This window comes from Maribacter sp. ACAM166, from assembly GCF_005771495.1.
Taxonomy (GTDB): domain Bacteria; phylum Bacteroidota; class Bacteroidia; order Flavobacteriales; family Flavobacteriaceae; genus Maribacter.
This window is the reverse complement of the sequence record NZ_VAUW01000047.1, coordinates 19,475-29,734: the sequence shown is the minus strand read 5'-3', so window position 1 is coordinate 29,734 and position 10,260 is coordinate 19,475. Positions and strand designations below refer to the sequence as shown.

Genomic DNA, 10,260 nt, shown 5'->3' with positions numbered 1-10,260 from the left:
ACCTTTGCTCTAAGGTCAATTGTTTGTAATGTTTCATCAAAACGAATATAAATATTGAGCCTAAAACAGATGGGGCTAGCCCCATCTGTTTTAAATATTCGTGTTGCACTTATGACTTGAACTTAGAAATCCAATAATTTCCAAAATTTTCAATGAAGTAAACACCGAATATGGAATCGAATTCAAACCCAAAGAAACCGATTTTTCAGATTATAACATTCAACCTACACTACCCCATAAATTAAGCCAATATGGACCAGGTATTGCGGTTGGTGATATTGACAAAAATGGTTATGACGATTTCTATTTAGGAGGTTCCTCCGATAATCCTGGGGTATTTTTTATGCAAGATGCCAAAGGAAAATTTACAATGGACGAATCTCGGTTTATGCAAAATGAGGATGTTCTATTCGAAGATATGGGTGTCTTATTTTTTGATGCCGATAATGATGAAGACCTCGATCTCTATCTCGTCAGCGGTAGTTATGAGATTCCGGCAAACCATTCTGTTAGTACCGACCGGTTCTTTTTAAATGATGGCAAAGGGATGTTTCAAAGAACAGATGCCCTGCCTCAAGACCTAACCAATGGCTCTTGTGTAAAAGCTGCTGATTTCGATGCAGACGGTGATTTAGATTTATTTGTAGGTGGCCGTGTAGTTTCCGCTAGTTATCCAACCGCACCCAAAAGCTTTTTATTAAGAAACGACAATGGAAAATTCGTTGATGTATCTAAAAAATATTTCCCAGAACTTCAAAATATAGGTATGGTTACTGATGCCTTATGGAGCGATTTTGACATGGACGGAAGACCAGATTTAATTTTGACTGGTGAATGGATGCCAGTTACCTTTTTAAGGAATACGGGAACTACTTTTGAAGCAGTTAGTACTGGAATTGAAAATCGCACAGGCTGGTGGAATAGTCTTGTTTCGGGCGATTTTGACAATGATGGGGATTTAGATTATATCGCTGGTAATTTAGGCCTGAATACCAATTATAAGGCTTCTCCGGAAGAGCCAATGACGATAATTGCAAAAGATATTGACCAAAACGGTTCTATGGACGCTACGGTATTTTGTTATATGCTAGGCGATGACGGAACACGAAAGGCTTTTCCGATTGCTTCAAGAGATGATTTAGTATCCCAAGTAATAACAATGCGAAAAAAATTTCCTACCTATAAATCCTACGGTCTGGCCACAATGAATGATATATGGAGCGATGAAGACAGAAAAGGGTCCATTGTCCTGGAAGCCAATGAAATGAGGACTTCCTATATCGAAAACATAGGCAATGGAAAATTTGAAATGAAGCCATTACCATTTGAAGCACAGAAAGCACCTATCTTCGGAATGATTTCCGACGATGTAGATAGTGACGGTAATCTTGATATTTTGATGGTAGGCAACGATTATGGTATGGACCCTTACAGCGGTAGACACGATGCTTTTAACGGCCTTTGTCTAAAAGGCAATGGCAAAGGAAGTTTTGAATCTATGTCTATAGGAGAGTCTGGGTTTTTCGTAAATGGTGATGCCAAAGGGATGGCTACCCTTCATACCGCAAAAAATGAAGATGTGGTGATTGCAACCCAAAACCAGGATAGTTTGCTACTGTTCTCAAAAAAAAACAAGAACGTAGTAAAATGGATCGATTTAAAATCTGATGATTTTTCTGCAGATATCGAATATATAGATGGTAGTAAAAGACGGGTGGAATTTTATTACGGCTCAACTTACTTGTCGCAATCATCCCGTAAATTTCCGATTGAAAAGACAGTAGAAAAGATTACTATTACCAATTTTAAGGGAAACAAAAGAGAGGTATTATGAAAAAGGTATTTTTCTTGATCGTTATAATATGGTCAATCGCATGTTCAGCACAAAAAACGGTTTCCAAAGACTGGAAAACAAAAACAGAAGATGCAGATTTCATTCATAGGGCAATGAAACAGGTTAGCGATGTGATAGTGCATGATATTTTTTCTCCTCCAGTAACGAGTCGTACTTATGCTTATGTGTCGATTGCCGCTTATGAAATATTGATTCAGAACAATCCTAATTATTTCAGTTTTGTAGGGCAATTACATGGATTACAAACTCTACCTCAGATTGACAAAGAAAAAGAGTACAGTCTAACATTAGCTGCTGCCCATGCCTTGCTAAATACCGGAAAACATTTTGTGCTTTCGGAGGGAAAAATCAATGTGTTTGAAAAGAAACTACTTCAGGAGTTTAAGGATATCGGCATACCCAATATAGTTTTTAAAAATTCCATTGCCTACGGACAACAAATGGCCGACCATATAATGGCCTGGGCGGGTAACGATAATTACAAACAAATACAGTCTATGCCCGACTATACGGTGAAAAATGATATAGGCTCTTGGAAACCTACACCACCTGCCTACATGAAGGCCATAGAGCCAAATTGGAGCAAATTGCGGACCTTTATGATTAATTCTGTTGAACAATACAGGCCGATAGCTCCTCCTCTATTTTCTCTCGACACGACAAGTGTTTTCTATAAAGACGTTGTCGCAGTTTATGAAAAAGTCAACTCAAATAATGCTGAAGAAAAGGAAATTGCCAATTTCTGGGACTGTAATCCGTTCAAGATGAACGTCCGCGGCCATGTGATGTATGCCACAAAAAAAATATCACCTAACGGACATTGGATGAATATTACAACTTTAGTTTGTAAAAAAGCAAATGCTTCGGTAGTACAATCAGCTGAAGCCTACGCCTCTTTGTCCGTTACTTTGGCAGATGCTTTTATTAGCTGTTGGGATGAAAAATATCGTAGTTCTGTAATACGCCCAGAAACATATATCAACCAACATATCGACCCCGATTGGCTACCAATACTACAGACCCCACCGTTTCCTGAATATACCAGTGGGCATAGTGTAATCTCTTCAGCCGCAGCCATCATACTGTCTAAATTATTTGGGGAAAATTTTGCATTCTCCGATTCTACAGAAGTTGAGTTCGGTCTACCGGTACGCGATTTTGATTCCTTTAAACAAGCTGCTGAAGAAGCGGCCATTAGCCGATTCTATGGAGGAATTCATTACATGCCCGCTATTGTCAACGGACAAGATGAAGGGTACGCTATTGGGAGATTTTTTGCTAATAAATTAAAGACAAGGGTGAAATAAGAATATTTGATCACAACTATTTGATTTACAATTTAGTAGCTGAATTTTTTATTATTCCAAATAAACTGTTTGTGTAAAAGCCCCATTGACAGCAACGTCCCAGACTTCCAATCGCACCCATTTTCGGTTGGCCATTTTAGCCGAAAATTGAAATTTTTGTGAACCGAATGCTTTCGTTTCGTTCAAATCTATTTTTTCACGAAAAACATTTTCTCCATCTCCAGAAATAATTTCTACAAAATTCAAGGGGAAGGTCCAGTCGATTTCTATTTTGACTTCCACCTGACTAAATTTGTTTAATTGAACGGTTTCTCCAGAACCTTTTCCGTTTATAGAAAAAGATGGAATCAAGATTTCTCCTGTGGTCGAAAAGAAACGACCATTTTCAAGCGCATTAAAAACCGGCTGCCAACCCTCAGAAAAATTAGGTATCGCATCCAATTCTAAATAGTTGATGTTCATGTGGGCATACATTTCGTTTTCTTCTGTAATGGTAAAAAGATCTGCCTCAGCAATCACTTTCTTTTTAGTACCCCAGTTATTCATATCATCCATCAAGTCAAAAACACGAAGGGCTAATTTCGAAATTGAAAGATCAGCAGGCATCGATTTCCATGCTCCACCCATAAAGCGGTCGGATTTAAAAAAAGTTTCTTCTTTATAAATATCTGGATAACCGGTAGAACCCTTTATTCGTGGATGGGCTGTCCATGCCAACCCCTTTTCCAATTCTAAAAGTTGTAACATTTCATTCTTATCCGCAATGCGATATACCTTACCGTAAGTGGGATCTTCAGAAACAAAAGGCTTGTCCGCATCACGTGACATAATCCAATACACCGGATTTGGGAAAAAGCACATCCAATGTCCTCCTAAAAACTCATTTGGCTCCTCACCTGGTAGTAGTAAAAACTCTTTGTCCGACAATCTTTTACATTCATCAAACAGTGCTTTAAGTTCCTTTAAACGCACCTCATCTGGGCCTTTAGGATGGGCTGTATAGTGGAACTCTCCCAAATGAACAATGTCCACTCCCATACTCTTAAAAACATCTACAAACTCTGGCTTTTGAGGAATCGGTTTATCCGCCAGAACTACGTTCATAATAAATTCATTGTGAAAATGACTTGCAAAGGTCTTGTAATTCTTTAATGGTACATATTTATCTTTGTGTGTATACTTTTTTATTTTTTCTAGAAGCCGATCTGGTAAACCTGAGCTAAGCATACAAAAGAAATTCAACCGCTGGGCAGTATTTGGCGGTGCGTTAAACCATGGCACATAGCGTTCATCCCCTTTGGGGTCGTGGCGAATGCCCACACCGAAATCTTGAACGATATCCCTATACCCTTTACCGTACCAAACAGACTTCAGATTATAAGCTTCATCCAACGGATAAAAATATTGGTGCGGAGGTGGAAAAACAGCAAGGGAACCTTGATTGTTTGTAGCAAGAATACTACGGTAGTTTACAGATACGTTTACGGCATTATCGCTTTCCGAGGTATTTATTTGCTGTAAGTCATCAGATGTATCTGAAAACTCTACGGTTTTCCAAGGTGTTTCGCTGGTTAATCCCGCATCGTAAAGAATTGCTGTCGAATCTTTTGCCGTTTCGATTACAGCTGCAATATTAAATAGCGGAATTCCATTATAAATTGTTATTTCAAGAGAACCTTTAAAATCAGGGGCTGAAATATCGGAAATAATAATTACGGTTCGATTTTTATGCTTCGTAATCTTCATTGCAGTTATATTCAAATCCAGTAGATGTGACGTATAGGACCTGGTTGGCACCTTGTCGAAAAAAATAGTCCATCCATTTTCGGGCGTTAGGGTACGACTCCCCACATTAAGCAAAAAAACAGGTTCAACATTCGTTGATATAGTTTTGAAATTTCCTTTCCGACCAATTGCTATTGTACGGAACAAAGGTTTATCTTTTTCTAAATTCAACACCAATTGACACTGTTCTAAATTTTCAATGGGCCAAATAAGTTCCAGCTTATTTTCAATAATCTTTACCTCCGTATCATTCACCCCTATATTATCAGGTAACATAACAGGAATCTGTGCCTGTGCCAAAAGGCAAAACAATAGTAAGGGAATACATAATACTATTTTCATAAAATGATTAAATTAAATAGCAAAAAATAAGTGGTATAAAACAATCTTGTAACCTCTAAACTTTTTCTATTTAACCCACTCAAGGCTATTTTTCAAAATTGTTCTATATGCTCCAAGTTCATGCGCTCTTTCATCATGGCCCAAGGTATTCCCTATTATTTTTGCTTTGGGATGTTTTACAATCCAGACTGAAGGATATTCTTCTCCAGATTTCAATCCTTTGCTTATTGCAAGCACTTCAATCTCGGCATCGGCATCCTTTTCCCATCGGTAAAGTTCATCAATTATCCTGAATTTAGATGGAACACCTTTCATTATAGGATGATTAGGCTTTACAACTGTTACTTCGAACTCTTGTAACTCTTCATGTGAACGAGATCCACCACCAACAAGTTGTTTGTTGTATTCGGGCCAATCTTCCCAGTTGTACCATGTACTTGGGTGATAAATTAGCATATTTAATTTTCCTGCATTCACTTTAGAAAAAATCGCCTGTTTTGCCTTTGCATTTAAAGGTTGATTATTGGTAAGCATCAATACGTCAACTACTGGAATTAAAACATCCATTTCATTAGGGTCCTCTGTAAAAATAACTGTATTTCTGCCATTTTCACTTAGTACTTTGCCGTCAACTTCACCAAAGAATTTTTTAAAATTATGTGAACCACTTCCCCCTGTGACGGCAATTTTGGTTGCTCCTTTTTTATCGGAAATATAATATCCTGCGGATGCATCGTTTTTATAAAATTTTGGTAATTCTTGGACTTTACACCCGAATGTTATTCCGAATATTACTAATAAAATCGCTACTTTTTTCATTTTATATTTAATTTATTGTTCTTTTATTTTAGATTAGTTTGGGACTTTATTTCTCAGATATCACTATCGCCCCCTATATTAGATTCTGGGGCTGTTACAATAATAACACCTTTCATGAATCGCCAATGACCAGGAAATGTACATACGAAAGGATACGTACCAGGAGTATCGGGCAATGTGAAAATCACAGAACCACTCTCGCTAGGATTCAGCATTTTGGTGGCTCCTAAAACGTATCTTGAATTTGGCACATAACCCATCTTTTCAGCATCAGGTGTGGTAACGAATTTGTCAACTGTAGGTCCGAAAGTATCCAAACTACCCGCAGTTATAACTACCAAATTATGCGGCATTTGATCCACGTTATCTAATGTAATTTCTACAGTCTGCCCTGCAACAGCCTTTAATTCTGTTTTATCAAAAGCCATTTCTTGACTCACTGTTTTTAGATTAAAAGTGACATCTACTTTAACCTTCCTAATTTTACCGATTTCGACATCGATGTGTTGTCCACCTCCTGTATTTTTACAATGAATAGCGATTACATTTTTTCCCTTTTTAAACAATTTACTTTTATCTTCATCTACCCTCATGTATTTGTAATTAGTGCTAGCGCCTGTTTCAGCTATCAAAAGTTCACCGTTTATATAAAGCTCGTAATCATCATCATTTGCTATTTTTATTACTGGCTGCTCAATATCTTGATTAATGATCATTTCTTTGCGTAACCAAATGTTATCAGTAGTCCACTTCGTGATTATTCGTTCCTCATCATTTGCACCGAACATTCCTTGTCCTTTTTTCCATGTTGCATCCTTATAATCAACTGCCATCCAATTGCTTTCTGGCTTTTCTTCAATATAACTCCATGAAATTTTTTCTTTGTCCGATGGCACTAACATTTCTACTGAAGCAACATCTACCTCTTCATGATTCAACTCTCTGAAATAGACTTTGATAGCTGCGTTCAACCATTTATCCGAAAAATTAGAAGCGTCTTTAGAAACCTTTTCCATTTCTGTATATAATGACGCAGACTCCGGCAATTCACCAGCTCTTAAAATTGCAGCAAGTCGGGTTTGCGAATCAGGATCTGTCAATAATCCCGATGCTACCAATAGTTCACTCCCATTTGTAGTTTCTGGCAAGAGTGCCATCGCCGCCCTTTTTACCGCATAACTCCCACTTGACAAAGCATTAACGACTGCCTTATCTGCTTCGGAGTTGTTTTTGTTAATTGCACCAAGGCCGTCCAATGTCCAAAGTGCATGCAATACTGCTGCATTCAATCCACTTTTATCGGTTTTAGATTCATCATTTGCCAATTTAATTAAATCAGGAATTAGTTCTGTTTTATTCTCTTCCACAATCAAACGTTGTGCAGTCGTACGCCAAAATAAATTATCACTTTGCAATGCGCTCAACAAAGCTTTATCATCATGAGCATCTAATTTGGTAATTTCAGAACTGTCGCTATCATTATACTTTATAATATAAATTCTACCGTGTCCATAGTCCCTAAACTTGTTCAAGTGTGCATTACCCTCTCCTTTATCAGCGTTCCAAATCTGGTTGTCCATTCCTCTTTTATCAGGATTATGCTGTATAACAGGGTTATACCAATCTGCTACCCAAAGGTTTCCATCAGGGCCTGTTTCCGAAAAAACTGGAGCTGTCCACGCATCGGTACTAGCGAAAATGTTTCCACCATCTACTTCTTTATACCCTGCACCATCCTTTATAATCTTTGCAATATGTACCAAATGGCCCGTAGGCTCACTCACATACATTTGGTTTTGATATGTTTCTGGATAATTTCTTGCGGTGTAAAAATTAGCCCCTGATGCTGCCGTAAACCCTCCTCTTACATCAACCTGTTGTAAAGGAATAGTATCTACGGGACTTATCTCATAATGCCCCTGAATAAAGTCTGCATTTAGCGCCCATGAAGGCATTTTATCTAAATATTCATAGTGTTTTAGGGGAATACCCACATAACATGCATGATTATTATTAGCCGTTGAACCGAAAATTTCGAAATTCTCGTTATACCCCATACCCCAAGTATTATTATCAAATTGACCGATTGGCTCTAAGTAAGAGCCATCTTTTTCAAAACGATAAACACCTCGTTCAAATTTAACTGACTTGTCTTTAAACTGATTTTCAAAACCTGAATAACCTACAGCACCCCAAATAGCATTATCGATACCGTAACGTAAGCTTGATGGCCCAGCGTGGGTATCAAATGTACCGAACCCATTAAACAACACGGTACGCTTATCCATTTTATCGTCTCCATTGGTATCTTCCAAAAACACCATATCAGGAGCCTGTGAAACAATAGCACCACCTTTCACTAGAACTATTCCTGTAGATAAACTTTGCTCGGTGGCGAAATCGATAAATTTATCGGCCTCACCGTCTCCGTTAGTATCCTCGCAAATTGTGATTCGATCACCACCCACATCGTTGGCTAGTTCATGCGGATAATCTTTGGATTGCACAACCCACAGCCTACCTCTCTCATCCCATGTAAATGCGATAGGATTAATAATATTTGGTTCGGCTGCAAAAAGCTCTACCGAAAAACCTTCTGGCAACTGTATATGTTTCTGTGAATCTTCTGGACTTAAAGGGTCTTGAACTTTAGGATCCTCTCCTGTATAAGTCAATGGTGGTGGTGGCATTTTTTCGCCCGAACAAGCGACAAAAAGTAGTACCCCAAATATTAACAAAAGAGGTGATTTCGATTTTTTCATTTTTGGTTTTTATTTTCAGTTATTCTGCCGATTTGATTTGTTGCAGTTACTTAATTATGGCTTACTCAGACCGATAGTTTACATAGGGTTCTTCTTTGCTCACATCTAATGTGCCAGCCTCCCACCCTTCGGGTGGGGACAGCACTGCAAGGAATTCTAGTTCACCTTTACCGGCATTAAAAGTTCCATGTACAACATCGGCATCGATATAGACGGAATCACCAACTTCAAGAATTTGCATTTCATCTTCAATCCATTGCTCTGCCTTTCCTTTGAGTATATATAGAATCTCATGCATTTTAGGATGTCGATGAAAATTATGTCCATCACCTTCAGGCACCACCACCTTAACCATATAAGATTCTGCATTTTTGACAATCTCTGGGTGGTAATGCCAATAATGCTCTCGACCAAAGGCCTTCTCGAACATCATATCCTTTTCTTTGATAAATTTCCAGTTCTTAGACATACTCAAATTTGATTAGGATATAAATTATAATGTCAATGCTTTAAACTCTTTGGTTAGATTGGTCAGAGAAGCTTCAACACCCATTCTTTCTATAGAGGAAGCGCCTACAAAACCATGAAGCCCTGTTGTATGATCAAGGGTATAGCGCACATCTTCTGGAGTATTTATCGGTCCACCATGCGCAAGGAAAAAAGTATCGTGATTAGCCTTTTTGACCGCATCTATAATTGCCTGTGTTCGCTCTAAAGCGGCATCCATATGAACTGTTGCTCCTGTAACACCAATAGAACCACCAACAGTAGTACCTACGTGTGCAATTATAGCATCTGCACCCGCATCGGCCATTTGAACTGCCTCTTCAGGTTTTGCGACATAAACGACAGAAAACAAATCCATCTTTGTAGCCAATCTGACCATTTCAACTTCCTTTTGAAAGCTCATACCTGTTTCTTCCAATACATTTCTAAAATGACCATCGATGATTGAATGGGTAGGAAAGTTATTCACCCCAGAAAAGCCCATATCTTTTACCTGTCCTAAAAAATGCCACATTCTCCTACGGGGATCACTACCATGAACACCACAGATCACAGGTACTTCTTCTACTACAGGTAAGACTTCAAACTCCCCTATTTCCATAGCTACAGCATTAGCATCGCCGTAAGCCATCATTCCGGCTGTAGAACCGTGACCAGACATTCTAAATCTACCAGAGTTATAAATAATTATAAGGTCGGCACCACCTCTTTCTATGAATTTTGCGCTAATACCGGTTCCTGCTCCAGCAGCGATTATTGCTTTCTTTTGATTTACTACTTTTTGTAATCGATCTCTAACTTCTTGTTTTGTGTAAGGGTTTCCTTTACCCGTCCATGGATTTGGCATAGTACTTTGTTTTAGATTTATATTTATATTTATATT

Annotated in this window: 7 protein-coding genes; 2 read left to right on the top strand and 5 right to left on the bottom strand. The window is 38.3% G+C overall.

Annotated elements, in window-relative coordinates; all coding sequences use genetic code 11:
- The first annotated feature begins 343 nt into the window (after window positions 1-343).
- Complete coding sequence (locus ES765_RS19245; RefSeq protein WP_138115971.1) at window positions 344-1,834, top strand: FG-GAP repeat domain-containing protein; 1,491 nt, start codon at window positions 344-346, stop codon at window positions 1,832-1,834.
- Complete coding sequence (locus tag ES765_RS19240; RefSeq protein WP_138115970.1) at window positions 1,831-3,162, top strand: vanadium-dependent haloperoxidase; 1,332 nt, start codon at window positions 1,831-1,833, stop codon at window positions 3,160-3,162. The genes ES765_RS19245 and ES765_RS19240 overlap by 4 nt, the downstream gene beginning before the upstream one ends.
- A gap of 51 nt (window positions 3,163-3,213) precedes the next feature.
- Here ES765_RS19240 and ES765_RS19235 read toward each other — a convergent pair whose 3' ends face one another.
- The 5 genes from ES765_RS19235 to ES765_RS19215 all read right to left on the bottom strand — a co-directional run bounded on the left by ES765_RS19235 (window position 3,214) and on the right by ES765_RS19215 (window position 10,224).
- Window positions 3,214-5,289 carry a hypothetical protein gene (locus tag ES765_RS19235; protein WP_138115969.1) on the bottom strand — a complete coding sequence of 692 codons (2,076 nt, stop codon included), beginning with the start codon at window positions 5,287-5,289 and terminating at the stop codon, window positions 3,214-3,216.
- Window positions 5,290-5,355: 66 nt separating this feature from the next.
- Window positions 5,356-6,108: a ThuA domain-containing protein gene (locus ES765_RS19230; protein WP_138115968.1), complete on the bottom strand. Its 753-nt coding sequence runs from the start codon at window positions 6,106-6,108 to the stop codon at window positions 5,356-5,358.
- 53 nt (window positions 6,109-6,161) lie between these two features.
- Window positions 6,162-8,870 (bottom strand): PVC-type heme-binding CxxCH protein, encoded by a 2,709-nt coding sequence (locus ES765_RS19225; protein WP_138115967.1) that lies wholly within the window; start codon window positions 8,868-8,870, stop codon window positions 6,162-6,164.
- 61 nt (window positions 8,871-8,931) lie between these two features.
- Window positions 8,932-9,339 (bottom strand): cupin domain-containing protein, encoded by a 408-nt coding sequence (locus tag ES765_RS19220; protein WP_138115966.1) that lies wholly within the window; start codon window positions 9,337-9,339, stop codon window positions 8,932-8,934.
- Between the two features lie 24 nt (window positions 9,340-9,363).
- Window positions 9,364-10,224 (bottom strand): phosphoenolpyruvate hydrolase family protein, encoded by an 861-nt coding sequence (locus ES765_RS19215; protein WP_138115965.1) that lies wholly within the window; start codon window positions 10,222-10,224, stop codon window positions 9,364-9,366.
- Window positions 10,225-10,260: the final 36 nt, after the last annotated feature.

Excerpts from the sequence above, each read along its gene's own strand:
- ES765_RS19245 (WP_138115971.1), top strand. The coding sequence starts at position 344 with ATGCAAGATGCCAAAGGAAAATTTACAATGGACGAATCTCGGTTTATG.
- ES765_RS19240 (WP_138115970.1), top strand. The coding sequence starts at position 1,831 with ATGAAAAAGGTATTTTTCTTGATCGTTATAATATGGTCAATCGCATGT.
- ES765_RS19235 (WP_138115969.1), bottom strand. The coding sequence starts at position 5,289 with ATGAAAATAGTATTATGTATTCCCTTACTATTGTTTTGCCTTTTGGCA.
- ES765_RS19230 (WP_138115968.1), bottom strand. The coding sequence starts at position 6,108 with ATGAAAAAAGTAGCGATTTTATTAGTAATATTCGGAATAACATTCGGG.
- ES765_RS19225 (WP_138115967.1), bottom strand. The coding sequence starts at position 8,870 with ATGAAAAAATCGAAATCACCTCTTTTGTTAATATTTGGGGTACTACTT.
- ES765_RS19220 (WP_138115966.1), bottom strand. The coding sequence starts at position 9,339 with ATGTCTAAGAACTGGAAATTTATCAAAGAAAAGGATATGATGTTCGAG.
- ES765_RS19215 (WP_138115965.1), bottom strand. The coding sequence starts at position 10,224 with ATGCCAAATCCATGGACGGGTAAAGGAAACCCTTACACAAAACAAGAA.